Origin of the sequence: Gemmata obscuriglobus (genome assembly GCF_008065095.1) — a bacterium.
In the GTDB taxonomy this organism is placed as follows: Bacteria; Planctomycetota; Planctomycetia; order Gemmatales; family Gemmataceae; genus Gemmata; species Gemmata obscuriglobus.
Window position 1 is genome coordinate 5,196,338 of record NZ_CP042911.1, and the last position, 22,409, is coordinate 5,218,746.

Here is a 22,409-nt window from a genome sequence, read left to right on the forward strand (position 1 = left end):
GCACCACCGACCCGCACCACCGTGTCCCCATCCGCACCCGGCCACAACCACCGCAAGCTCGCGGCGATGAGCCGCGCCAGGCGCCCATAGGCACCACGCGGAGCCACCACTGACGCGCGGGGCTTACTCACGCGGACTACACGCCCAGCACCGCCGCACGCGCATGCACGCGATGGTGGCCGAACATAAAGCTCACCTGCACCGCCATCACCGGATGAGCGGTGCGTCCCAGAACAGATGGCGGTGTCAGGTGCAGCGCCGGGTTCGGCTCGCTGCCGTCCGCGGTTCGGGGTCGCACGTCCGCGCCGCGCATCCGCGGAAGCCCGTGCCACCGATGCGGGCGAGCGGAGCGCCACCGACCCGATGCACCGTGTCCCGGCCCACCGGAGGCCACGCCCAATCGCACCTCGCGGCGACGAGCCGCGCCGGCCGCCCACGGGCACCACGCGGAGCACCACCGACACGAAACGCCGTGTCCCATGACACCGCCGGCCACGCCCAACCGCACCTCGCGGCGATGAGCCGCGCCACACGCCCACGGGCACCACGCGGAGCCCGACACGCGCCGTTCACCCACGCGGACCACACGCACGGCACCGCCGCACGCGCGATCGAGCAACTCGGGTGCCGAACATAAAGCTCACCTGCACCGCCATCATACAGTTAGCGGTGCGTCCCAGACTAGCGGGCGGTGTCAGGTGCAGCGCCGGGTTCGGCGTCCGCGGCGCTCCCCGCGCGTGAGAACGGCTGAAATGCCCGATCCGCAACCCGGATCTGTATCAGCCCGGTCGTTCCAAGCACCTCGATCAGCCCGTCACGTATCTCCGGCGGCCGGCCTTCCAAGAGTCGCATGATCGCCATGTTCGGGCCGGACGTGCTGACGGATTCGACGCACCCGGTCACACGGTCCACAACCGCCATATTGATCCCGCCAGCGAGCCAGTGGTCGGAAGGAACCTGCGTCGAGTCAGCGGGGTGGTAAGCCAGCATCCAGCCCCACTCATACTCCCGCGTCTGGTGTTCGTCGACGACCAGCCCGACACCGAGTTCGGACTCCCAGAGCCCGGACCAGCGGTCGATTACCAGCCGCTTCGCGTCTTCGTAGCTGACGATTACCAGCCTCCTTCGCTTCTCTTCCCGCCGAACATAAAGCTCACCTGCACCGCGGCGTCCCGAGTAGCAGTGCGTTCCAAGTCAGACGGCGGTGTCAGGTGCAGCGCCGGGTTCGGCGCCTGCGGCACTCACCAGAACCGCCACCAGCGTCGACGCGGGGCCGACCCAACGGCGGCCTCGAAGTCGGCCTCTAGCACCTTCACCAACCCGGGACGGCCGGCGGCTCCGATCGCATCCAGGGCGAACCCGAGCGCCTCCCGGGCCGGCCGTGCCGACTCACCCGCCGCGGCTTCCGCCGCCTTCGCCGCGTGCTCCGCCACCTTCGCGGCGAACGACGCGACCAGCGCCGCCTCGGGGCCGGCCGGGCCGGGGTCGTGCTCCGCCTCGTCGGGCTCCAGCGGCACCGGGTAGTGGTACGGGATCAGCGCCCGACCGGCCGCCGCAAGGGCATCAATGTACGCCGCCCGCAGCCCGCCGCACGCCTGCCGCTCGGCCGCGGACTGCTCGGCCAGCGCGATGGCCCGGTCGACAGCTGCGACTCGGGTTGGGGCGGCATCCGGCCACGCCTCGGCGAACAGCGGCTGAACGCGGCGGGCGCACCGCACGGCAAAGGCCACCCGCAACCAGTGTGGCAGCCGTTCTGGGTCCACCTCTATCCCCCCTCCGTCGCCGAACGAACAGCTCACCTGCACCGCCACCACCAGATGAGCGGTGCGTTCCAAGTCAGCGGGCGGTGTCAGGTGCAGCGCCGGGTTCGGCTCGATGCTACTCCTTGCCGAGTACCAAGTCCACCACCCAGCAGCCGCGAACGTGCGGGCCGGGGCCGCGGCAGTGGTCGAGGATGTCGTCGGAGTCACAGCCCGCGTCTTGAAGCGCGTCAGCGAGAATCGGCATGGTGCAGAACTCACGCGACTCGTACATCTGCCGAGCGAACGCCAACACCTTCTGTGTGCGCCATTCGGGATCGAGGTCGACGGGGTGGAATGGGTTGCCCAGAACTTCGCGGAGGATAGTTGCCCCGACCGCGTTGGCTTGCCTCCGGTAACACCGTCCCGCCTCAGTTTGCGCCTCGTCCTCATCATCGTCTTGGGTGGGGTGTAACTCCCACCATTGATCCGCGAGTCGGTCTTGCATGAACGAAACCACCCTTGCGACAGTTTCCGAGCCGTACCTGCCATGATCGGGTGGCCAGCAGACCTCGAACGGGAACGTGCCTGGGATTTCATCGGCCTTGTCGGCGTACGCACGCACCTGAACGGCGAAGCTCGGATCGTCGGCGAAGGCTTCCGCGAGATCGAGAAGCCGAGATTCTTGGTCGCTGAAGGTGCCGCTGCGAATCAACCGGTAGATGCCACACCCAGCCAAGCGGTACTTGCGAGACGAGTATTTCCCGGTCTCCCACAGGTAGTTCTTCATCGGCCAAATGTCATCCGCGGACAACCACTCCGCTTCGGTCACAGTGCGCCTCCGGTGGCCGAACATAAAGCTCACCTGCACCGCCCCCTGCCAAGGGAGCGATGCCATCCAAGCTACATGGCGGTGTCAGGTGCAGCGCCGGGTTCGGCGTGCCTTTACTCCGCGCACAGGAAACCCGCGGCCTGCCACGCCGCAAAGCTCTGGGCTACTGGCTCAAAGCAGTCCGGCGTCATTGCCCCCATGCCGACGCTGTGGACCTGCCCGTCCGCGAGCGACAGCACGAGCGCGACCCCGCCGCTGTTGTCGCCGATCATCAGGTGCCCTGGGCAGTACGCCCGCGACTCGTGGGTGTCATTCCGCTCCATCACGGCGGTGCGACCGTACACCAGCGTCCGCCCATTGGCCGCGAGGAACGACACGGCGGTGCCCGCTAGGAAGGAACGGTACGGCTCCGGCAGCGGTCGCCCGAGCCATGTCTCGACCTCTTCCAGCGACTGCACGCCCTGCGCCCTCCGGTGGCCGAACAAATAGCTCACCTGCACCGCCATCACCGGATGAGCAGTGCGTCACAAATTAGATGGCGGTGTCAGGTGCAGCGTCGGGTTCGGCGTGCCTCTGCTCCGGAGGCAGCCCGCCCTGATGCCGGATGAACGCCAGTCCCGTGGGATCGTAGTACCCCGGCGCGTGGACGCTCACGCTGTCGAACGTGAAGCCCTGGTCGCCGTCCTCGTCCGACACGCAACTCCGCCACAGGCCCATGCGCAGATCGGGGAAGTAGTACGAGTGCCGCCCTGGCCGGTACACTTCTGGCGCCAACCCGAGCCGCTCGGCGATCTCGGCGATGACCTCGTCGGCCCCGGCCTCGAACAGGTCGATGCCCTCGAACGATCCCCAGTGCTTGGGCGATTCGACGAACGCCACCACCGGTGGATCACCGCGGAAATCCACCCGGATGTCGCGATCCTGGTCGAGCAGGGGTTGTACTTCCGCGCGGGTCATGCCCAGCCGCACCATGCCGGCGAGCGACCGGATGCCGATGTGCGGGACCACCTCATCCGCTGCCATCAGCGCCCTCTGTTGCCGAACATACAGCTCACCTGCACCGCCATCACCGGATGAGCGGTGCGTTCCGAATCAGATGGCGGTGTCAGGTGCAGCGCCGGGTTCGGCTCGCCTTGCTCGGGACTGAATCGGCCGCGCCCCGTCAGCAGAGCCGCCAAATGAGGCAAGCGACACCGCCGGTCAACGTTACGCCGGGTTAGGACTCTGCTTGGCTCCACTCAGCCAGCGCCGCCCCGGCACGCCGCAACTCCGCCCGCACGACGCTCAGCGTGGCGTCCGTTTGCCAGCAGCAGGCGTCGTCGGAGGTCGAGCCCATGTACACGCCGAGCAGCACCCGGCCGTCGTCCCCGGCCTCGGCCCGTAGGGTAAAGTCCTCCCCGCTCGCCGTCCACTGCCGCTCGCGGCCGGCGGCGACACCCGCCGCCGATATGAGGAAGTCGCCGAGCTGTCCCATCCCAGGGAAGGCGGGCTCGGCGTCGGGATCAACGGACACGGCGGCCTCGAACGCCGTTCCGCGGAGCCACGCCACCAGTACGCCCGGCAGGTCTGGGTCGGGCGACAGCGACAGCGACATACCCGCCGCCTCAGCGATAGTGACGACCGCCACGAGCACCTCCGGGTGCCTTTGGTGCCGAACAATAAGCTCACCTGCACCGCCATCTCCGGATGAGCAATGCGTCCCGAATCAGATGGCGGTGTCAGGTGCAGCGCCGGGTTCGGCAGCTGAGCCCGGCGCTGCACCCACCACCGGAGACGGCTCAGCGCCGTCCCGCTCCAACGACTGGGAGCCGCGACGGTGCTCGAGCACGAACTCGTCCAGATCGACCGCGGCGAACTCGTCGCTCTTGCTGACCAACTCCCGGAGGTACGCGAGGGATGCCCGGAAGGTTTCGGCGGCGGATGCCCCGGCAACAATTCCCGGGGCGCCCAGGTTGAACGCGCACACGTTCCGCTTGCCGTACTTGAGCGCCCAGTGCAGGAAGATCTCGCGGCTCACCTCGGCCGCGCCCGGGATGCCGCACAGGTCGAGGGCGACGCGGAGGTCTTGCAACAGGTACTCGCCGCCGTAGGGGCAGTAGATCAGCGGGGACACCTGGCCGTCGTTGTCGCGGCTGAAGAACGCCACGTTGACCGGATGCCCCACCGCTGCGCCCCCTCTGTGGCCGAACATAAAGCTCACCTGCACCGCCATCACCGGATGAGCGATGCGTCCCGAATCAGACGGCGGTGTCAGGTGCAGCGCCGGGTTCGGCTTGCTCGGCAACCCGCGCCCTGCATTCGGCGAGCGCCCGGAGCGTGGACTCCCTGGCGAACTCGTTGAAGGACTCCACGCCCAGCCCCCAGTTCTCCAGCGCGACCAAGTTGTCAGGGCGGGTCAGTCGCTCCCAGACAGCGTGGACCGCCGGGTTCTGCGACTCCCACGGCAGGCACATGAACTCCCGCAACAGCAGGCGGTCGAGGTCGCACCACAAGGGCAAGAGCGGATTCGCCGACCTACCCATCGGTGCGCTCCGGTGGCCGAACGAACAGCTCACCTGCACCGCCACCACCGGATGAGCGATGCGTCCAAATCAGCCGGCGGTGTCAGGTGCAGCGCCGGGTTCGGCCGGCTTGTGAGCCTCCCAGGACACCCACATGACAGGTCGAGCGCCGACAGAAGCGAAGTGCAGCTCCGGGTCGTCGGACTGCACCAGCCCCAGCAGTCGCCGGCCATACAGCCGATGCACCCAAGAGGCGTTGGCGATCACGTCCAGCACGTCCCACGCCCGCACACCCGGCCGTCGGGCGAACTGATCGAACCGCCACAGCACCAACGCCACGCCGCCCGCCTCCGGGATGTCGATGTCACCGAGACAGTCGTTGAGTGCGTTCAGGTTGCGGCCGTAGTAGCCGGGGAACTCCAGCCGGGCGGCGACCTCCCGATGCATGTCGGCCTCGGACGCCCACTCGCCGCAATCGAACGCCGGGCAGCGGTAGCCGTAGGACTCCAGCGCGGCGACGTGCCGCCGCAACCGCTCGGCAGGACCGTACAGGGCGACCGGGCCGTTCAGCAGCACCTGCCGATCCACCCGTAGCACATCGTCCGGGTGGACGCAGTGGGGGTTGGCCGGATCAGTTCGGAAGCTGCCCACCCGTTTCGCCCTCTGGGTGCCGAACAGAAAGCTCACCTGCACCGCCAAGATACAGTGAGCACTACAACGGCGGCGGATGGCGGTGTCAGGTGCAGCGCCGGGTTCGGCTTCTGCGCGGGCCGTTGCGGTTCCGCGGAGCCCGCGCTCGTACCGCGCATCCGCGGAGCCACCACCGACCCGCACCACCGTGTCGCGGCCCACCGGTGGCCGCCCAACACCGCACCTCGCGGCGATGAGCCGCGCCGACCACCCACCGGCACCACGCGGAGCACCACCGACCCGCACCACCGTGTCCCCACCCACACCGGGCCACGACCACCCGCACCTCGCGGCGGTGAGCCGCGCCCACCCCGACCGGCACCACGCGGAGCCCGACGCGCGGGGTTTACCACCGCGGACCACATGCCCACCGCCGCACGCGCGCTCATGCACGCGATGGTTGCCGAACGAACAGCTCACCTGCACCGCCCGTCCCGATGAGCGGTGCGTCCCAAGTCAGCCGGCGGTGTCAGGTGCAGCGCCGGGTTCGGCATTACCACCTACGCGGTCGTGGACCAACAGAACGCCACGAACATCTCATCCAACTCTGCTACAGCCGCCACATCGTACCACTCAGCGTACATCCGCAGCCCCGACCGGAACCCACTCAGATCGGCGATGTATGGTGGCAGTGGGCTACGGAGCCCGCTGCTGTACTCCGTCACTAATCGGATGCACTCGGCCTCGGTGATCGGCTCGCATAGCCCCCCCTCTGCGTATGGCACGAGGTAATCTTCACGTCCCGACCAGTCTTGCGCCTGCAAAGCCTTCACCCAGAATAGCAGGTCGCTGGTAAAGTCCCGCTTCCACCCGCGGAACACCCAGATGGACTCCTCGCAATCCGGCGTGATGAAGTCACGGCTTGGGAAGTAGGCAACCTCCAGCGGCGGCGAATCGGCGACCGCAAGGCCGGGAAACGTGGCGATCAGCTCCTGCCGGGTGAACACTACCCTGCGCCTCTGGGTGCCGAACGAACAGCTCACCTGCACCGCCATCACCGGATGAGCGATGCGATCCAAACTACATGGCGGTGTCAGGTGCAGCGCCGGGTTCGGCGTCTGGGCTACCCCCGCCAGACCACCTGCACGCCGGCAAGCTCGATGCCGCCTGGCCCGGCGGCGAGTTGCCCGGCCTTGCGGTTAAGCAGGGCCGGCCCGAAGCACTCGCCGAACCCGACCCGCTCCCCGCAGTGCAGGAAGCTGACGTACGGCCAGCGGTAGAACGACCCCCGCACCTTCTCGGGGGCGTCTCGCCAGCCGAGCAACTGGCCGGGCCGGCCGCACTCCCGTACCCCGGCGTCCGTCACCTCCCACCACTGGAAGGTGCTGCCGTGGTCGAACTGCCCGCGCTCCAGGTCGCCGTCCGCGACTTGGTAGATGTACAGCGCGTCGAACGCGGCGAGGTCGGCGACGCGGACCCCGAATGAGTCGGCCACGTAGTCGAGGAAACGCGGCGTGCGGTGCCACGACCAGACGTCGGCCAGTGCCTCAGCGACCGAACGCGACGGCTGCGGCTCCATCGGTCGAGCGCCCTCGGGTGGCCGAACAAATAGCTCACCTGCACCGCCATCATCGGATGAGCGGCGCGTCCCAAATCAGATGGCGGTGTCAGGTGCAGCGCCGGGTTCGGCTCGCTCACATCCGCGCCGCGCATCCGCGGATGCCCGCCCACCGGTGCGACCGGGCGGAGCACCACCGAACCACGGCGCCGTGTCCCGACACATCGGGGGCCACCCACCACCGCCACACGCGGCGATGAGCCGCGCCCGCAACCGATCGGTCTCAGCGGAGCACCACCGACCCGCACCACCGTGTCCCCATCCGCACCCGGCCACAACCACCGCAAGCTCGCGGCGAAGAGCCGCGCCAGCCCCAACCGGCACCACGCGAAGCCCGACGCGCGCGGTTCACCACCGCGGACCACACGCACACCGCCGCACGCGCGCCCTCATGCACGCGATGGTTGCCGAACATAAAGCTCACCTGCACCGCCAGGATGCAGGATGCGGTGCGTCACAATATAGCGGGCGGTGTCAGGTGCAGCGCCGGGTTCGGCCTCTGGGCCATCCGCGCCACACAGCTGCCCCGCACTCAGTCCCCATCGTCCCACGCCTCGACCATCGCCCGCAAGGACCCAATCAGGTAGGCCGAGTAATTCGGCCCGAGCTCGTTGAACGGCGTCTCCCGGAACGGCATGTGGTAGATCACCGGATGCTCGCCGTCGGGACTCGTGCGGCTGAAGTCCAGGCAGACGAACCCGTCCTGGTCCGGCTCGACCACCAAGTAGTGTTCGGGCAACTGGCACCACGTGCGGGCGCGAGTCGTGTCGGACCACACGCAGCCCCCGCCGCCGACGATCTTGCCCTCGTAGACCCCCGACCAGGAGTTATCGACGATGCTAAATCCGCCGAACCTAGCCAGAAACGCCCGGTAGCTCGGCGGCATCGGGCGGCCGAACACGCTCTCCAACTCGCGGATGGTGTCCTCGGCCGCCGGCCCGTTGACGTGCACGTGCGGTTCGAGTTCCCGCATCCGGTCGAGGAGAGCCGCGACCTCATCCATCCGCGCCCTCTGTGGCCGAACGAACAGCTCACCTGCACCGCCATCACCGGATGAGCGATGCGATCCAAACTACATGGCGGTGTCAGGTGCAGCGCCGGGTTCGGCGTCTGGGCTACCCCCGCCAGACCACCTGCACGCCGGCAAGCTCGATGCCGCCTGGCCCGGCGGCGAGTTGCCCGGCCTTGCGGTTAAGCAGGGCCGGCCCGAAGCACTCGCCGAACCCGACCCGCTCCCCGCAGTGCAGGAAGCTGACGTACGGCCAGCGGTAGAACGACCCCCGCACCTTCTCGGGGGCGTCTCGCCAGCCGAGCAACTGGCCGGGCCGGCCGCACTCCCGTACCCCGGCGTCCGTCACCTCCCACCACTGGAAGGTGCTGCCGTGGTCGAACTGCCCGCGCTCCAGGTCGCCGTCCGCGACTTGGTAGATGTACAGCGCGTCGAACGCGGCGAGGTCGGCGACGCGGACCCCGAATGAGTCGGCCACGTAGTCGAGGAAACGCGGCGTGCGGTGCCACGACCAGACGTCGGCCAGTGCCTCAGCGACCGAACGCGACGGCTGCGGCTCCATCGGTCGAGCGCCCTCGGGTGGCCGAACAAACAGCTCACCTGCACCGCCACCATCGGATGAGCGATGCGTCCCAGATCAGATGGCGGTGTCAGGTGCAGCGCCGGGTTCGGCTTCTGCGCCCCGCGCCGCGCATCCGCGGAGCCCGCCCACCGACGCGGCCGAGCGGAGCCACCACCGACCCGCACCACCGTGCCGCGGCACACCGGTGGCCGCCCACCACCGACACCCGCGGCGATGAGCCGCGCCCGGCACCCACGGGCACCACGCGGAGCACCACCGCCACGAACCGCCGTGTCCCCCCCCGCCACCGGCCACGCCCACCGCAAGCTCGCGGCGACGAGCCGCGCCGGTCGCACTCGGGCACCACGCGGAGCCCGATACTCGCCGTTTACCACCGCGGACCACACGCACACCACCGCACGCGCCATCGAGCGGCCTCGGGGTGCCGAACATAAAGCTCACCTGCACCGCCATCATACCGTCAGCAACGCGTCACAAATCAGCGGGCGGTGTCAGGTGCAGCGCCGGGTTCGGCATCTGCGCAGCCCCCAGCTACCCGCCGTTGACCTCGGCCGCCACGACCCGACCATCCGGGCCGAAGTGAACGTACAGGAAGGCGTCGTCGAAGCCGTATGGGCCGAGGCCGCTCCAGCATCCCAGCCAGTACACCCACGTCTCCGGGTGGTCCAGTCGAACGCCGTACCCGTCCACCGGCCCCCGCGGGTCACGCGACGGTGGCTCGCCCTCGCCCAGCAGTTCCCGCACACGCTCTTTGGGCGTCCCAGCGGGCAGGTGGCGGATGGCGTCACGGGCCATCGGCCCCCGCCCCCGCTCGTCGGCGGCCGCCCACGCCGCCGGGCTGAATGGGCGGTCGTCGAACGGGTCGAGATACCGGTCGAGCGCGACGAACCCGGCCACGCACCCGCGGGCCAACAGCAACGCGGCCAGGGCGAGCAAGCCGACGACACACTTCCACCGCCGCATCTCGCACTGCCTCTGTTGCCGAACATAAAGCTCACCTGCACCGCCATCACCCGATGAGCGATGCGTCACAACTCCGCGGGCGGTGTCAGGTGCAGCGCCGGGTTCGGCTTCTGCGACCCCCGCGCCGTGCATTTGCGGGGCGGGGCCAGCCGGCCTACAAGGATGGACGCGGCGGGTCGGGCCAGTTGGCCTCAGACTCGCACTCACGCTGGTACTCCCGCCACGACCGCAACCCTTGGGCCCGCCGCTTGGCGTTGCCCTTGCGCCGCCGCCGCTCCTCGCACCGCTTGGTGAACTCGTCGTGCCAGCGGTACTCGTACATCACGTTCGCCGACCGGACGTACTTGCGGAACCTCCGCAGGGCCGACGTGAGCGACTCGCCCTCGCAGACCTCCACTCGGACACCCATCGCTATGCGGCTTGTACGGCTGCCGCGACGCCGGTTGAAAGAGCTTTCTGGGGCCGAATGTGGAGCTCACCTGCTCGCGCGCCCTGGAGGGGGCGATCCCCGAGTTCTGCATGCGCGAGTCTGGTGCAGCGGAGGGTTCGGCCCCGCGCCCCACCACGCCGAACATGGGCTGCCCGTGAAGGTGAGCTCCACATTCGGCCCCGCTCATGCAGCCCGGCAGATGAGCTACACCGATCCGCTCGCGCCTCGGGGGTGGGCGCGGGTCGGGCCAGCCACTTGGGATGGGGGGCTGGCTACCCTATCGACATCGCGCCCACCCCCGTGGGTCTCGGCGCGGGGCCGAACATAAAGCTCACCTGCACCGCCCCCTCCCAGGGAGCGATGCGTCACAAACTCGCGGGCGGTGTCAGGTGCAGCGCCGGGTTCGGCTCGCTCCGCACCGCGGTTCCTGGCCACGGGCCGAGCGTCGCGCATCCGCGGAGCCCGTGCCACCGGTGCGGGCGTGCGGAGCACCACCGACTCGACGCACCGTGTCGCGGCCCACCGGAGGCCACCCACCACCGCACCTCGCGGCGATGAGCCGCGCCAGGCACCCACGGGCACCACGCGGAGCACCACCGACTCGAACCGCCGTGTCCCCACGCGCCCCCGGCCACGCCCACCCGCACTTCGCGGCGACGAGCCGCGCCAACCACCGACCGGCACCACGCGGAGCCACCACCGTCTGATGCCCCGCGGACCACACGCCCACCGCCGCCCGCGCGCTCCAGAACGCCCGGGTGGCCGAACATAAAGCTCACCTGCACCGCCCGTCCCGAGGAGCGATGCGTCACAAGTCAGCCGGCGGTGTCAGGTGCAGCGCCGGGTTCGGCTCGCTCACATCCGCGGTTCGGGGGCACACGCCGAGCACCGCGGCTCCGTGGATGCCCGCGGCACCGGTGCGGCCCTGCGGAGCATCACCGACTCCGCGCCCCGTGTCCCGGCCCACCGAGGGCCACCCACCACCGACACCTCGCGGCGGTGAGCCGCGCCCGCCACCAACGGCGCCACGCGGAGCACCACCGACACGACCCGCCGTGTCCCGGCACACCGGAGGCCACGCCCACCACCGCACCTCGCGGCGATGAGCCGCGCCGACCACCCACGGGCCACACGCGGAGCACCACCGACCCGCACCGCCGTGTCCCGACACATCGGAGGCCACGCCCAACCGCAAGCTCGCGGCGATGAGTCGCGCCAGACCCGACCGGCACCACGCGAAGCCCGACGCGCGCGGTTCACCACCGCGGACCACACGCACACCGCCGCACGCGCGCTCCTGCACGCGATGGTTGCCGAACGAACAGCTCACCTGCACCGCCAGGATGGAGTGAGCGACACAACGGCGGCTGATGGCGGTGTCAGGTGCAGCGCCGGGTTCGGCTCGCTCGCCTCCGCGGTTCCGGGCGACACGCCGAGCTTGGCGCATCCGCGGAACCCGCGGCACCGGTGCGGCCGAGCGGAGCCCCACCGACTCGAATCGCCGTGTCGCGGCCCACCGGTGGCCACCCATCACCGCACCTCGCGGCGACGAGCCGCGCCCGCCCTGACGCGCGCCACGCGGAGCACCACCGACCCGAACCGCCGTGTCCCCACCCGCACCCCGGCCACGCCCAACCACACCTCGCGGCGACGAGCCGCGCCCGCCCCGACCGGCACCACGCGGAGCCACCACCGACGCGTGGGCGTCACCTTCGCGGACCACACGCCCACCACCGCACGCGCGATCCAGAACGCGAAGGTGGCCGAACATAAAGCTCACCTGCACCGCCATCACCCGATGAGCGGTGCGTCCCAACTCAGCCGGCGGTGTCAGGTGCAGCGCCGGGTTCGGCGCCTCAGCGCCAACGCCCGCGAGGCCACACGCCCCAGACGGTGGCCGGCCCGGAACGCGGCGGCCGTGCCTCCGCCCATGTGGACAGGCGGAGCGGCAGATACGCCCCGCCCGCCTCGAAGCTGGTCCCGGACGCGAACTCGACCCGGTACCGCGCCCCGTCCCGCGCGGCGAACCGCAACTCCGGGTGCCACGTCTCGTGCTCCCCGCCGACCCACAGCCCGAACCACGACTGGCCGGAGTCGGGGTAGCGCGCCTCGGGCATGACCAGCCGGACCCCGGTGTAGTCGACAGCCAGGACCTGTGGGACTGGGGCACCCTCCGCGACCAAGGCCACCCCGTACGGGAAGACTGCCGCGTCGGCTTCGTTGGTGCAATGGGCGTAGAAGTGGAAGTCCCACCCACCGCCCGCCACCGGCGCGAACCACGCGATGAGGACGCGGAAGTCGGTCGGGCCAAGCTGCAACTCGCCGCATACCTCCACGCCGCGCGGCCCCCTGGTTGCCGAACTAAAAGCTCACCTGCACCGCCATCATCGGATGAGCAGTGCGTTCCAGATCAGCCGGCGGTGTCAGGTGCAGCGCCGGGTTCGGCTTCTGCGCCCACCGTCGCGGTTCCGCGGAGCCCGCGCCCGCGCCGCGCATCCGCGGAGCCACCACCGACCCGCACCACCGTGCCGCGGCACACCGGTGGCCGCCCACCACCGACACCCGCGGCGGTGAGCCGCGCCCGCCAACCACGGGCACCACGCGGAGCACCACCGACCCGCACCACCGTGTCCCCACCCACACCGGGCCACGACCACCCGCACCTCGCGGCGGCGAGCCGCGCCAACCACCAGCAGGCCACACGCGGAGCCCGACACCCGGGGTTCACCCACGCGGACCACACGCCCACTACCGCCGCACGCGCGCTCCTGCACGCGATGGTTGCCGAACGAACAGCTCACCTGCACCGCCACCATCGGATGAGCGGCGCGTCCCGAATCAGCCGGCGGTGTCAGGTGCAGCGCCGGGTTCGGCCTCTGGCGGCTTGAAAGCAGCCAAACACCGCTCGTATTCGGCGCGGCTGAAGCGGTACGGTCCCCACCCCGGATTCCACCGAATGATCGCGCTCAAGCCACCGTTCGGGGACACGTCAAAACCAAGCTTCTCCCAGCGAACGACGTCCGGCTCTGACACGACTTCGGCCATCACCACGCTACAGCTCAGATCCAGGTCGTCCGGGCAGATGAGTACTGGTGCGTACCCAGTGCAGCCGACCGCCGGCAAGATGCGTTCCCACGGTATGGCCGCGTCTGGTTCGTGGTGGAACCACCCGAGCAGCGACGACACCTGTCCTTCGACGCCCAGCGCCACGTCGAGGGGAACACCGTCCACCGCAATCACCAAATGCGGTTCCGGGACGAACTTGCTCGGCGCGCGGATCGCCTCGATGCGGTTCACAGACTCGAGACCTCGGGTTGCCGAACGAACAGCTCACCTGCACCGCCATCACCGGACGAGCGGTGCGTCCCGAATCAGATGGCGGTGTCAGGTGCAGCGCCGGGTTCGGCATCGTTGAGCATCAGGGCTTCCGCCTCTTCGTCGGTCAGCGGTCGCACCTCGGCCACCCGCAGGAACGCGCTCAGCGAGGGGGCGACTGGGGTGATGTCATCCGGTTGCAACTGCTCGCCGTCGTGGTACAGCCGGACTAACGGCGGGTCGTCGCCGCCGGCCTGAATGTAGTACGGATCAGCCCCGGAACTGCCGTCGAGGGCCACCAGCAGGTAGCCGGCGGCCAGCGCGTTCTCGGTGAGTAGGAACTTGAGCCGTCCCACCGCCTCAGCTGGCGTCGGCCAGACAAGCCACCACGGCCCCTCCCACGGCTTGAACGCATCCGACCGCCAGCCCAACCGGAGCCCGCAAAGCGGGAGGGACTGCCACAGCTCGGTCAGCCAAGCCGGGTATCGGTCGCCGAACGCCACCTGGAGGGCGGCGATCTCCTCTGCCGTCGCCGGACGCCCAACCTGACCGGCCGCCGTAGCTCGTGCGACGAAGTCCTCGGCCGCTTGCCGTACAGCCATCTGTCGGGTCCTTCCGCCGCCGAACGAACAGCTCACCTGCACCGCGAGGTCCCGGGCCGCGATGCGTTCCGAATCAGCGGGCGGTGTCAGGTGCAGCGCCGGGTTCGGCCCTGAGCTACAGCGGGACGTACACCACCTCGAACTCTGGGCCAAGTTCTGAGCGAACGACCGCGAGCACCTCGGCCGCCGCTCTCTCGAACCGCTCCCGCTCCTCGGCTGACCACGGCGACGAGCCCGGCGGATACTCCCAATCGAGCGCCCCGTCGTGCCACGCGGTCAACTCCACGAGCCGCTGGCGGATGCCTGGGGACAACGGAAGCTGCTCCTCGATCGGGCCGACATCGAACACTGCGCGGGTCACATCGTTGACGCACCACAAGCACCCGCCGCCCCACTCGAACATCAGCCGCACGACGAACCGTGTGGTCACTAACGGCCCTCCGCGCCCTTCTGGTGCCGAACAAATAGCTCACCTGCACCGCCATCACACGATGGGCGGTGCGTCCCCGAATCAGCCGGCGGTGTCAGGTGCAGCACCGGGTTCGGCGTGCCTTTGCTACTCCGCCCGGAAGCGGCCGACGACTTCCTCGACACGACTCTCCCAGGAAGCCGGCACCTCAAGCCGGACACACACGCCGCTGTACCCGTCGTCGCGCTGGACTTCGCATCGTGCCTTGCACCGGCCGTGCCAGGAGAAGCCGGCCCACGTGTCCGAGTTGATCCGTTCGGTGAGCGCGAGGATCATGCTCAGCCTCTGCCAGTAGAACTCGTCGAGCCGACCGCCCGCGTCCACACGGACTGTGCCCGCGGCTTGGTGCCCGCTCGGATTCGAACGGTGGCTACCGATCAGCGAAACAACAGCCTCCAGGAACTCCCGGAACCGCCATTCGGGAATCCAACACTCGATGACTATCGCAACTCCCTTCCGCTCTCCGCCGCCGAACGAACAGCTCACCTGCACCGCCATCACACGATGAGCGATGCGTCCCAGTCTAGCGGGCGGTGTCAGGTGCAGCGCCGGGTTCGGCGTCTGCGGCTACCCCAGCGGCCAACGATACTCGGGGCTGACGCGGATGCACAGCCCCAGCCCGCGGAACATCTCGGACAGCCGCCGCACCTCTAGCGCCTGCACCCCGCGGGCGACCGGCGACCCGGCGTCCAGCAGTTCGCGGGCGGCCTTGACCCCGATGCACAGGGCGTTGCCGACCGCCGCGATGATCCGCCCCCGGTCGTGCCCGGCCCACTCCACCCACACGTCGTAGGGCGTGTGATCGAACGTCGGCCGGTTGTGGTTGGTCGTAACCGCCCCGACCCAATCGCAGACTGTGCAGCGGATGCCGGTGACGGTGTCGTCGGGGGCGAACCCGCCGAGCCGCCCGCCGCACGCAGGGCACCGCGGCTCCGTGTTGTCGGGGGCTTCCGCCATCGGTGCGCCTCTTGCCTGCCGAACAAATAGCTCACCTGCACCGCCATCACCGGATGAGCGGTGCGTCACAGATCAGCCGGCGGTGTCAGGTGCAGCGCCGGGTTCGGCTCGCGGACCACCGCGGTTCCGGGCACACGCTCCGCACCGCAGCTCCGCGGAGCCCGCGCCCCGGTGCGGCCCTGCGGAGCACCACCGACCCGCATCACCGTGCCGCCGCACACCGGAGGCCACGCCCAACCGCACCTCGCGGCGATGAGCCGCGCCACACACCGGCGGGCACCACGCGGAGCCCGACACCGGAGTTCACCCACGCGGACCACACACGCGCGCGCCGCACGCGCACTCATGCACGCTTGGGTGGCCGAACATAAAGCTCACCTGCACCGCCATCACCGGATGAGCGATGCGTCACAAGGCCGATGGCGGTGTCAGGTGCAGCGCCGGGTTCGGCACTTGGTTCCGAGCGCTGCGCACCGCGTTCGAGCTTCCTTGATTGGCCTTTAACGCCAGCCATTGTTGTGCGTGGCTGGGCTCGGGGCCGAGGAAAGTATCCAGCAGTCGATCACCGCGGACGAGCACGAAACACGCCCGGCCGTCGGTACTTGTGACCCGCCGCACCTCATCCCCGGATCGGCGGCCGGTCAGGAGCGACTTCCAGAAGTAGTCGTAAGGCATCAACCCGAGCGACGCAAACTGTGCCGTGAGCGCGTCGAGCTCTTTTTCCGGCACGACCTCGCCCCAAGCTTCGGGCGGTACCACGCACGGGCGCTGCCACGGCGATTCAAACGAGCGGCACAGGGCGGTATCGCAAGCGGAACACCGGCCCCGCCACGCCGAGTGAAACTCGCTGTGGAACCAACAATCGACCTGAATCACCTCACCGCCACAGATCGGGCACAATTCACCGGGCTTCTTCGGTGGCGGCGGACCGAGACCGTACCGCACGGGCAGCGCCACCGGTGGCGCGGGACGCTTCGATCGGAGCCAGCCGAACAGCCTCATCCCGTGCCCTCGGGTGGCCGAACGAACAGCTCACCTGCACCGCCATCACACGATGAGCGGTGCGTCACAATACAGCGGGCGGTGTCAGGTGCAGCGCCGGGTTCGGCTCGCTGCCGTCCGCGGTTCCGGGCGACACGCCGAGCGCCGCGCATCTGCGGATGCCCGCGGCACCGGTGCGACCGGGCGGAGTGCTACCGACTCGATGCGCCGTGTCCCGGCCCATCGAGGGCCACGCCCACCGCTACACGCGGCGACGAGCCGCGCCCCTACCCACGGGCACCACGCGGAGCGCCACCGACCCGAACCGCCGTGTCCCCACACACCGCCGGCCACGCCCAACCGCACCTCGCGGCGACGAGCCGCGCCAGCACCGACCGGCACCACGCGAAGCCCGACACGCGAGACTCACCACCGCGGACCACACGCTCAGCGCCGCCGCACGCGCCCTCATGCCCTCGGGGGTTGCCGAACTTCGGAGCTCAGGCGCGCGCGGCTGGATAAAGCTGCGCTCCCGAGCCGCGACCGCGCGTCGCCTGCAGCGTCTGGTTCGGCGGCGCATCACACTTCGCAGGCTTTGCGAGGATGTGACGCACCCCGCGCCTGAGCTACGAGGTTCGGCCTGGTCGCGCCGAGCCCCGAGTTCGCGGGACCACCACCCCGGGCCGGGTTCCGGGGCGGCGCCGTCGCGCTTGGGAGGGGGGCGACGGGTCCCCACACTGTGCCGCACCGGAACCCGCGGTTGCAGAGAACCGGCGCGACCAGGCCGAACGAACAGCTCACCTGCACCGCCATCACCGGATGAGCGGTGCGTCCCAAACCCGATGGCGGTGTCAGGTGCAGCGCCGGGTTCGGCTTCTATCGAGCTGCTGGGAAGTCCGAAAACGAAGCCGTCACGAACACCAGCGCGCCGTCCGCGGTTGAGCGGAAGCCCAGCAGCATCGTACCCGTTGGCGTGTCAATTACGCCCAGGTGGTACACCAGTTCCTCGGAAAGCAGGTGATAACCACTGGCCCCATTCCGGACGACCGACACACGGTACCCACCGACCAGAGCCGGCTGATGTCGGAGGAGCCAATCGACTGTTCCCGCGTCCCCGCGGAGCAGCGGCTCGACGGCCAGCGCGGTGCGATCGGACGCGACAACCGCAGCGGCCACGCGCTCTGTTGCCGCGATGGCTTCAGGTGGGGCGGCGGAGCGCTGACGAACCGCCACGACGGCCACGACCGAGAGGGTGGTGGCAACCGCCAGGACCGCGACGCGGGATCGCATTCTTGCGCCCTCTGGGTTGCCGAACATAAAGCTCACCTGCACCGCCATCACCCGATGAGCGATGCGTCCCGAATCAGATGGCGGTGTCAGGTGCAGCGCCGGGTTCGGCGTGCCTTTACTCGGGCGGATGGCTGACCAGCTCGCGAAGTAGCGCCGCCTGTGCCGCCAACTCCGCAACCCGTGCTGCCTCGAACGCCTCGTCGTACCGCTCCGCATTGGCCTCGCCCGCGGCACATCCGACGGCCGATGCCGCGCAGGATGTGGCGGCCAGCACGTTGGATGCCGAGCGGGGCCAGACCGACGACGCATCGACGGCGGCCGATGCCGCATACCCGCGAGCGTCCGGGGCCGAGTGACCGGGGAACGCTTCCTGGGCCTCGCCGCCCGCGACGGCAACTGCGGACGCCAACTCCGACACGCCGATACGCCCCGCCGCGAACCGCTCAGACGCGTCGACAGCGGCTCGGCAGCCTGGCGGGAGCAAGTGCCAGGCGCGGCGGACACACCCCGCCGCAAATAGCCGCAGTTCGCGCTGGTAGCGGTCGGCAGGCATCGCCCGTACCATCGCATCGGGATCGAGACACGCCCACCAGTCTGAGGCTGTCACCGCCGAAAAGCCCTCGGGTTGCCGAACATACAGCTCACCTGCACCGCCAGGATACAGTGAGCACCACAACGGCGGCAGATGGCGGTGTCAGGTGCAGCGCCGGGTTCGGCTCGCTCGCCTCCGCGGTTCCGAGCGACACGTCCAGCGCCGCGCATCCGCGGAGCCCGGGCCACCGGTGCGGCCGAGCGGAGCAGCACCGACCCGACGCGCCGTGCGCGGCCCATCGGAGGCCGGCCACCACCGCACCTCGCGGCGACGAGCCGCGCCCGCCCTGACGCGCGCCCCGCGGAGCACCACCGACCCGGACCGCCGTGTCCCCACCCGCCGACGGCCACGCCCAACCGCACCGCGCGGCGGCGAGCCGCGCCACACACCCACGGGCGCCACGCGGAGCGCCACACCACCGCCGGACGCCCCGCGGACCACACGCCCAGCTCTGCCGCACGCGCCCTCATGCACGCGATGGTAGCCGAACAAATAGCTCACCTGCACCGCCATCATCGGATGAGCGGCGGGGTCCGAATCACATGGCGGTGTCAGGTGCAGCGCCGGGTTCGGCTTCTTGCGGCGCCTCTGCCAGACCGCGCATCTGGTATCGACGAGGCCCCTCGACGGTGACCGCGGCCCCGCCTTCGCAGATGACATGCGTGCCGTAGGCCGACTCGACAACCGTCAGCGACGGCACCGCGTCCAACCCGACAGCGGTAACGACGCACTCCTCGCCGGGTCGAAGGGCGACGCTGAAGTCGCTTGGGACGACCTCCACTAACCGGTCGGCCCCGCTGTCAGCGTCGTTGCACACACACAGGCGAACGACGAGGCTCATCCGATGCGTCCCTCTGGTGCCGAACATAAAGCTCACCTGCACCGCCATCACCGGATGAGCGGTGCGCCCCGAATCAGCCGGCGGTGTCAGGTGCAGCGCCGGGTTCGGCGTTTGGGGATAACCCGGCGGCCAGGAACGCGGGGAACGAAGGGGCCATCTCGTGGATGCCGCCAAAGTCGTGATCCTCGACCAGCACTCGCCCGGACGAGAGCTCGATGCCGAACGGGTTGCCGCCGCCATCCCAACCGATGATGAACACTCCTCGCATGTGCCAGAACTCGTTGTCCGCTCGGAACTGGCGGTGCGAATCGGCCAACTCGGGCAGCCCGTCGATCCACTCGCCGTCACCGCCCACGCGCCCGCCGCACACCGTCAGGTACTCGCGGAACGCTGGCGGGATCGTCCCGAACTCGACCTCGAACGCCCGCAGGTCGCCCTCGGCGGCCGGCGGGTGGCGTTCCTCCTCAGGGCAGGCGTGCCACGCCGCGACAAGGAGTTGCCGCAGTCGCTCGTTCACATGCAAGCCCTCTGTGGCCGAACAATGAAGCTCACCTGCACCGCCATCATCGGATGAGCGGTGCGTCCCGCATCAGCCGGCGGTGTCAGGTGCAGCGCCGGGTTCGGCGTCTGGGCTACCCCCGCCAGACCACCTGCACGCCGGCAAGCTCGATGCCGCCTGGCCCGGCGGCGAGTTGCCCGGCCTTGCGGTTGAGCAGGGCCGGCCCGAAGCACTCGCCGAACCCGACCCGCTCCCCGCAGTGCAGGAAGCTGACGTACGGCCAGCGGTAGAACGACCCCCGCACCTTCTCGGGGGCGTCTCGCCAGCCGAGCAACCGGCCGGGCCGGCCGCACTCCCGCACCCCGGCGTCCGTCACCTCCCACCACTGGAAGGTGCTGCCGTGGTCGAACTGCCCGCGCTCCAGGTCGCCGTCCGCGACTTGGTAGATGTACAGCGCGTCGAACGCGGCGAGGTCGGCGACGCGGACCCCGAATGAGTCGGCCACGTAGTCGAGGAAACGCGGCGTGCGGTGCCACGACCAGACGTCGGCCAGTGCCTCAGCGACCGAACGCGACGGCTGCGGCTCCATCGGTCGAGCGCCCTCGGGTGGCCGAACAATGAGCTCACCTGCACCGCCATCACCGGCTGAGCGATGCGTTCCAGATCAGCGGGCGGTGTCAGGTGCAGCGCCGGGTTCGGCTTGCCTTTACTCGCCGGCCAGTTGCACCCGTAGCCGCTCCAGCCGCTCGCTCACCTCGCCAACCCCGTAGTACCCGTCCAAGCACTCGGCGAGTACCCTCTCGATGAGCATCGCGTACTTGCCGTCCTGCGGGTTGGACCTGGCCTGTGCCTCGGCCACCCGCGCGAGCGGCCAGACGGCCAGCTGCCCGCCCGGCTCCCCGGCCCGCAGCCACAGACCGCCGACGCTGCACCGCGCCCACGCGAGGCCGCTCTGACGGGCCAGCACTCGGCCCCACACCAGGGCCGCCGCCGGCAACCCGCCGGGCGGGTAGGCGAGTGACTCGTAGTCGAGGTAGTCCAGCGCCCGGATGTCACCAAGCCCCCCGTCGAACGGGGCCGGGAACGGCATCGCCCGGAGCGAGCCCCACAGGGATCGGAACTCGTCTGCGGCTCGCTCGATGTCGGCGAGGTCACCATCGGTCCCTGGCGAGAACTCCATCACGCCCTCCGATCCCGCCTCCGACGCCGAACGAACAGCTCACCTGCACCGCCATCATCGGATGAGCGGTGCGTCCCGAATCAGCCGGCGGTGTCAGGTGCAGCGCCGGGTTCGGCCTGTACCGTTAACAACGGGGTCTGGTTCGGGCACTACCCTTGGTCGTAGCCCAGAAAGTTGATTCGGGTGTCATCTCCCCAAAGGACGCCCCAGTGGTTCACGTCGCTCGCGCACTCGAACAAGATACGGTCTCCGGGGTGGCATAACGGCTGAAAGTCCTGACGGTGCTGGGCAATGAAAGCCGCTGCCGCCGGGCGGAGCAGTGTCGGCCCTTCAGCGGCGGTTAGCAGCCAACCGAGTTCCGCCGCCCATTCCGTGTTATTAGCCGCCTCTTCAAGGGATTGCGCTTCCAACCCCGCAACCACCTCCGCCCATAACTCTGGAGTGGCCAGGAGGGAGGCCGACAAATGGTCGATTATGCCGATCCCCCCGCTGAAAAAGGAGAGGTCGTACAATACTTCACCGGAAGGTGGGCGGGAGAGGCGGAGTACCCGCGCGAGCGCCTCTGGCCCGTACCCCGGTTGGACATCGGTGTAGCGGAACCGCCGTTCCACCCCGTCATAAGGATGCAGGTCCACCTCTCGCCCTCACCCTCCGCGCCTCCGGTTGCCGAACATAAAGCTCACCTGCACCGCCATGATGCAGGCCGCAATGCGTTACAAATCAGCCGGCGGTGTCAGGTGCAGCGCCGGGTTCGGCCGGGCGCCCGGACCGGCGGCGCCAGCTAGTGGTTGGCGGCGATGGCCAGCTCGACGTCCGGGGCGGCGCCCACCGCCCACCGCCCTTCGAACTCGAGGCGGTACACGCGGTTGGTCGGGAGCGTGTTCGCCTCGATCGTCGCCGACCACTTCCCGCCCGCGTACTTCGGGCTGACGCTGACGACCTCCTCCTTCCCGCCGTCGAGCCCGGGCAGCACAACCCGGATCGCCTGGACGGCCGGGCGGCCCTGCGCGCCGGTGCCGCTGATGACGATCGCGTGCCCGGCGGCCGACGCGCCGATGTGCACGCGCAGCTTGCCCGGCGGCTCCTCGCGCGGCGGGACGGCCTCGGCCTGTGCGAACGGGGCTGTCTGCGGCCTGTCGTCCTTGTCCGTGTACGAGACGGAGACGACCGCGAACGGGGGTGCGGCGGCGTCCTTCGGGACCGGCGCGGCGCAGGTCAGTGGCGCCGCGGCGATGAGGAACCACATCGGGTTCATGGTCGGGGCCTCCTTCAGCCGAACATAAAGCTCACCTGCACCGCCATCACCGGATGAGCGGTGCGTCCCCATTCAGCGGGCGGTGTCAGGTGCAGCGCCGGGTTCGGCTTCTTGGCGCTGCCA

Annotated in this window: 32 protein-coding genes; all 32 read right to left on the bottom strand. The window is 69.7% G+C overall.

The window, feature by feature from the left end; all coding sequences use genetic code 11:
• Positions 1 to 136 precede the first annotated feature (136 nt).
• On the bottom strand, positions 137 to 313 hold the full coding sequence (locus tag GobsT_RS38005; protein ID WP_162542142.1) for a hypothetical protein: 177 nt from the start codon (positions 311 to 313) through the stop codon (positions 137 to 139).
• 368 nt (positions 314 to 681) lie between these two features.
• Positions 682 to 990, bottom strand: coding sequence for a hypothetical protein (locus tag GobsT_RS38010; RefSeq protein ID WP_010045704.1), 309 nt, complete (start codon positions 988 to 990; stop codon positions 682 to 684).
• Positions 991 to 1,241: 251 nt separating this feature from the next.
• Positions 1,242 to 1,763: a hypothetical protein gene (locus GobsT_RS21645; RefSeq protein ID WP_010038098.1), complete on the bottom strand. Its 522-nt coding sequence runs from the start codon at positions 1,761 to 1,763 to the stop codon at positions 1,242 to 1,244.
• Positions 1,764 to 1,878: 115 nt separating this feature from the next.
• A complete protein-coding gene (locus GobsT_RS21650) occupies positions 1,879 to 2,595 on the bottom strand; it encodes a hypothetical protein (RefSeq protein ID WP_232068401.1) in 717 nt (238 codons plus the stop codon).
• 89 nt (positions 2,596 to 2,684) lie between these two features.
• Positions 2,685 to 3,065: an SMI1/KNR4 family protein gene (locus tag GobsT_RS21655; protein ID WP_232068402.1), complete on the bottom strand. Its 381-nt coding sequence runs from the start codon at positions 3,063 to 3,065 to the stop codon at positions 2,685 to 2,687.
• A gap of 37 nt (positions 3,066 to 3,102) precedes the next feature.
• Entirely contained in the window at positions 3,103 to 3,594 is a 492-nt protein-coding gene (locus GobsT_RS21660; RefSeq protein ID WP_010038090.1) for a hypothetical protein, read from the bottom strand.
• Between the two features lie 193 nt (positions 3,595 to 3,787).
• Positions 3,788 to 4,198 carry a hypothetical protein gene (locus GobsT_RS21665; protein ID WP_010038094.1) on the bottom strand — a complete coding sequence of 137 codons (411 nt, stop codon included), beginning with the start codon at positions 4,196 to 4,198 and terminating at the stop codon, positions 3,788 to 3,790.
• A 78-nt stretch (positions 4,199 to 4,276) separates the two neighbouring features.
• Positions 4,277 to 4,735 carry a hypothetical protein gene (locus tag GobsT_RS21670; RefSeq protein WP_010045710.1) on the bottom strand — a complete coding sequence of 153 codons (459 nt, stop codon included), beginning with the start codon at positions 4,733 to 4,735 and terminating at the stop codon, positions 4,277 to 4,279.
• Between the two features lie 73 nt (positions 4,736 to 4,808).
• Positions 4,809 to 5,093 (bottom strand): hypothetical protein, encoded by a 285-nt coding sequence (locus tag GobsT_RS21675; protein ID WP_010036128.1) that lies wholly within the window; start codon positions 5,091 to 5,093, stop codon positions 4,809 to 4,811.
• Positions 5,094 to 5,162: 69 nt separating this feature from the next.
• The gene (locus GobsT_RS21680; protein ID WP_081471832.1) at positions 5,163 to 5,759 is read right to left on the bottom strand and encodes a barstar family protein; all 597 of its coding nucleotides are present in this window, start codon (positions 5,757 to 5,759) and stop codon (positions 5,163 to 5,165) included.
• A 503-nt stretch (positions 5,760 to 6,262) separates the two neighbouring features.
• Complete coding sequence (locus GobsT_RS21690) at positions 6,263 to 6,709, bottom strand: hypothetical protein (RefSeq protein ID WP_232068403.1); 447 nt, start codon at positions 6,707 to 6,709, stop codon at positions 6,263 to 6,265.
• A gap of 116 nt (positions 6,710 to 6,825) precedes the next feature.
• Complete coding sequence (locus GobsT_RS21695) at positions 6,826 to 7,281, bottom strand: hypothetical protein (RefSeq protein ID WP_010045714.1); 456 nt, start codon at positions 7,279 to 7,281, stop codon at positions 6,826 to 6,828.
• Positions 7,282 to 7,852: 571 nt separating this feature from the next.
• Positions 7,853 to 8,323 (bottom strand): SMI1/KNR4 family protein, encoded by a 471-nt coding sequence (locus GobsT_RS21705; protein ID WP_010045715.1) that lies wholly within the window; start codon positions 8,321 to 8,323, stop codon positions 7,853 to 7,855.
• Between the two features lie 112 nt (positions 8,324 to 8,435).
• The gene (locus GobsT_RS21710; protein ID WP_010045714.1) at positions 8,436 to 8,891 is read right to left on the bottom strand and encodes a hypothetical protein; all 456 of its coding nucleotides are present in this window, start codon (positions 8,889 to 8,891) and stop codon (positions 8,436 to 8,438) included.
• Between the two features lie 552 nt (positions 8,892 to 9,443).
• Entirely contained in the window at positions 9,444 to 9,875 is a 432-nt protein-coding gene (locus tag GobsT_RS21720; RefSeq protein ID WP_010036156.1) for a hypothetical protein, read from the bottom strand.
• 154 nt (positions 9,876 to 10,029) lie between these two features.
• Entirely contained in the window at positions 10,030 to 10,284 is a 255-nt protein-coding gene (rpsU, locus tag GobsT_RS21725) for a 30S ribosomal protein S21 (protein ID WP_010036141.1), read from the bottom strand.
• A 1,551-nt stretch (positions 10,285 to 11,835) separates the two neighbouring features.
• Positions 11,836 to 12,030 carry a hypothetical protein gene (locus GobsT_RS38910; RefSeq protein WP_197905096.1) on the bottom strand — a complete coding sequence of 65 codons (195 nt, stop codon included), beginning with the start codon at positions 12,028 to 12,030 and terminating at the stop codon, positions 11,836 to 11,838.
• A gap of 131 nt (positions 12,031 to 12,161) precedes the next feature.
• The gene (locus GobsT_RS21740; protein ID WP_010049641.1) at positions 12,162 to 12,641 is read right to left on the bottom strand and encodes a hypothetical protein; all 480 of its coding nucleotides are present in this window, start codon (positions 12,639 to 12,641) and stop codon (positions 12,162 to 12,164) included.
• A 502-nt stretch (positions 12,642 to 13,143) separates the two neighbouring features.
• Complete coding sequence (locus tag GobsT_RS38020; RefSeq protein WP_010049647.1) at positions 13,144 to 13,602, bottom strand: hypothetical protein; 459 nt, start codon at positions 13,600 to 13,602, stop codon at positions 13,144 to 13,146.
• Positions 13,603 to 13,676: 74 nt separating this feature from the next.
• Positions 13,677 to 14,222, bottom strand: a complete 546-nt coding sequence (locus GobsT_RS21755) for an SMI1/KNR4 family protein (protein WP_010049650.1) — start codon at positions 14,220 to 14,222, stop codon at positions 13,677 to 13,679.
• 115 nt (positions 14,223 to 14,337) lie between these two features.
• A complete protein-coding gene (locus GobsT_RS21760; RefSeq protein ID WP_010049652.1) occupies positions 14,338 to 14,652 on the bottom strand; it encodes a hypothetical protein in 315 nt (104 codons plus the stop codon).
• Between the two features lie 126 nt (positions 14,653 to 14,778).
• Positions 14,779 to 15,177, bottom strand: a complete 399-nt coding sequence (locus tag GobsT_RS21765; protein ID WP_148087835.1) for a hypothetical protein — start codon at positions 15,175 to 15,177, stop codon at positions 14,779 to 14,781.
• Between the two features lie 81 nt (positions 15,178 to 15,258).
• A complete protein-coding gene (locus GobsT_RS21770) occupies positions 15,259 to 15,648 on the bottom strand; it encodes a hypothetical protein (RefSeq protein ID WP_010049655.1) in 390 nt (129 codons plus the stop codon).
• Positions 15,649 to 16,056: 408 nt separating this feature from the next.
• Complete coding sequence (locus GobsT_RS38025) at positions 16,057 to 16,377, bottom strand: hypothetical protein (RefSeq protein ID WP_157507046.1); 321 nt, start codon at positions 16,375 to 16,377, stop codon at positions 16,057 to 16,059.
• Between the two features lie 1,128 nt (positions 16,378 to 17,505).
• Complete coding sequence (locus tag GobsT_RS21780; RefSeq protein ID WP_010047339.1) at positions 17,506 to 17,919, bottom strand: hypothetical protein; 414 nt, start codon at positions 17,917 to 17,919, stop codon at positions 17,506 to 17,508.
• A 115-nt stretch (positions 17,920 to 18,034) separates the two neighbouring features.
• Positions 18,035 to 18,526 (bottom strand): hypothetical protein, encoded by a 492-nt coding sequence (locus GobsT_RS21785; protein WP_109570928.1) that lies wholly within the window; start codon positions 18,524 to 18,526, stop codon positions 18,035 to 18,037.
• Between the two features lie 523 nt (positions 18,527 to 19,049).
• Entirely contained in the window at positions 19,050 to 19,352 is a 303-nt protein-coding gene (locus tag GobsT_RS21795) for a hypothetical protein (RefSeq protein WP_010036162.1), read from the bottom strand.
• A gap of 73 nt (positions 19,353 to 19,425) precedes the next feature.
• Positions 19,426 to 19,869: an SMI1/KNR4 family protein gene (locus GobsT_RS21800; RefSeq protein ID WP_010036179.1), complete on the bottom strand. Its 444-nt coding sequence runs from the start codon at positions 19,867 to 19,869 to the stop codon at positions 19,426 to 19,428.
• Between the two features lie 115 nt (positions 19,870 to 19,984).
• Positions 19,985 to 20,440 carry a hypothetical protein gene (locus GobsT_RS21810; RefSeq protein ID WP_010043205.1) on the bottom strand — a complete coding sequence of 152 codons (456 nt, stop codon included), beginning with the start codon at positions 20,438 to 20,440 and terminating at the stop codon, positions 19,985 to 19,987.
• Between the two features lie 117 nt (positions 20,441 to 20,557).
• Positions 20,558 to 21,031, bottom strand: coding sequence for a hypothetical protein (locus tag GobsT_RS21815; protein WP_010049971.1), 474 nt, complete (start codon positions 21,029 to 21,031; stop codon positions 20,558 to 20,560).
• A 149-nt stretch (positions 21,032 to 21,180) separates the two neighbouring features.
• A complete protein-coding gene (locus GobsT_RS21820) occupies positions 21,181 to 21,666 on the bottom strand; it encodes a hypothetical protein (RefSeq protein ID WP_010049972.1) in 486 nt (161 codons plus the stop codon).
• 146 nt (positions 21,667 to 21,812) lie between these two features.
• Complete coding sequence (locus GobsT_RS21825; protein ID WP_010049973.1) at positions 21,813 to 22,286, bottom strand: hypothetical protein; 474 nt, start codon at positions 22,284 to 22,286, stop codon at positions 21,813 to 21,815.
• Positions 22,287 to 22,409 lie beyond the last annotated feature (123 nt).

Excerpts from the sequence above, each read along its gene's own strand:
- GobsT_RS21795 (WP_010036162.1), bottom strand. The coding sequence starts at position 19,352 with ATGAGCCTCGTCGTTCGCCTGTGTGTGTGCAACGACGCTGACAGCGGG.
- GobsT_RS38010 (WP_010045704.1), bottom strand. The coding sequence starts at position 990 with ATGCTGGCTTACCACCCCGCTGACTCGACGCAGGTTCCTTCCGACCAC.
- GobsT_RS21815 (WP_010049971.1), bottom strand. The coding sequence starts at position 21,031 with ATGGAGTTCTCGCCAGGGACCGATGGTGACCTCGCCGACATCGAGCGA.
- GobsT_RS21660 (WP_010038090.1), bottom strand. The coding sequence starts at position 3,594 with ATGGCAGCGGATGAGGTGGTCCCGCACATCGGCATCCGGTCGCTCGCC.
- GobsT_RS21720 (WP_010036156.1), bottom strand. The coding sequence starts at position 9,875 with ATGCGGCGGTGGAAGTGTGTCGTCGGCTTGCTCGCCCTGGCCGCGTTG.
- GobsT_RS21710 (WP_010045714.1), bottom strand. The coding sequence starts at position 8,891 with ATGGAGCCGCAGCCGTCGCGTTCGGTCGCTGAGGCACTGGCCGACGTC.
- GobsT_RS21810 (WP_010043205.1), bottom strand. The coding sequence starts at position 20,440 with ATGGAGCCGCAGCCGTCGCGTTCGGTCGCTGAGGCACTGGCCGACGTC.
- rpsU (WP_010036141.1), bottom strand. The coding sequence starts at position 10,284 with ATGGGTGTCCGAGTGGAGGTCTGCGAGGGCGAGTCGCTCACGTCGGCC.
- GobsT_RS21825 (WP_010049973.1), bottom strand. The coding sequence starts at position 22,286 with ATGAACCCGATGTGGTTCCTCATCGCCGCGGCGCCACTGACCTGCGCC.
- GobsT_RS21770 (WP_010049655.1), bottom strand. The coding sequence starts at position 15,648 with ATGGCGGAAGCCCCCGACAACACGGAGCCGCGGTGCCCTGCGTGCGGC.
- GobsT_RS21650 (WP_232068401.1), bottom strand. The coding sequence starts at position 2,595 with ATGTTCGGCCACCGGAGGCGCACTGTGACCGAAGCGGAGTGGTTGTCC.
- GobsT_RS21780 (WP_010047339.1), bottom strand. The coding sequence starts at position 17,919 with ATGCGATCCCGCGTCGCGGTCCTGGCGGTTGCCACCACCCTCTCGGTC.
- GobsT_RS38005 (WP_162542142.1), bottom strand. The coding sequence starts at position 313 with ATGCGCGGCGCGGACGTGCGACCCCGAACCGCGGACGGCAGCGAGCCG.
- GobsT_RS21695 (WP_010045714.1), bottom strand. The coding sequence starts at position 7,281 with ATGGAGCCGCAGCCGTCGCGTTCGGTCGCTGAGGCACTGGCCGACGTC.
- GobsT_RS21755 (WP_010049650.1), bottom strand. The coding sequence starts at position 14,222 with ATGGCTGTACGGCAAGCGGCCGAGGACTTCGTCGCACGAGCTACGGCG.
- GobsT_RS21675 (WP_010036128.1), bottom strand. The coding sequence starts at position 5,093 with ATGGGTAGGTCGGCGAATCCGCTCTTGCCCTTGTGGTGCGACCTCGAC.
- GobsT_RS21705 (WP_010045715.1), bottom strand. The coding sequence starts at position 8,323 with ATGGATGAGGTCGCGGCTCTCCTCGACCGGATGCGGGAACTCGAACCG.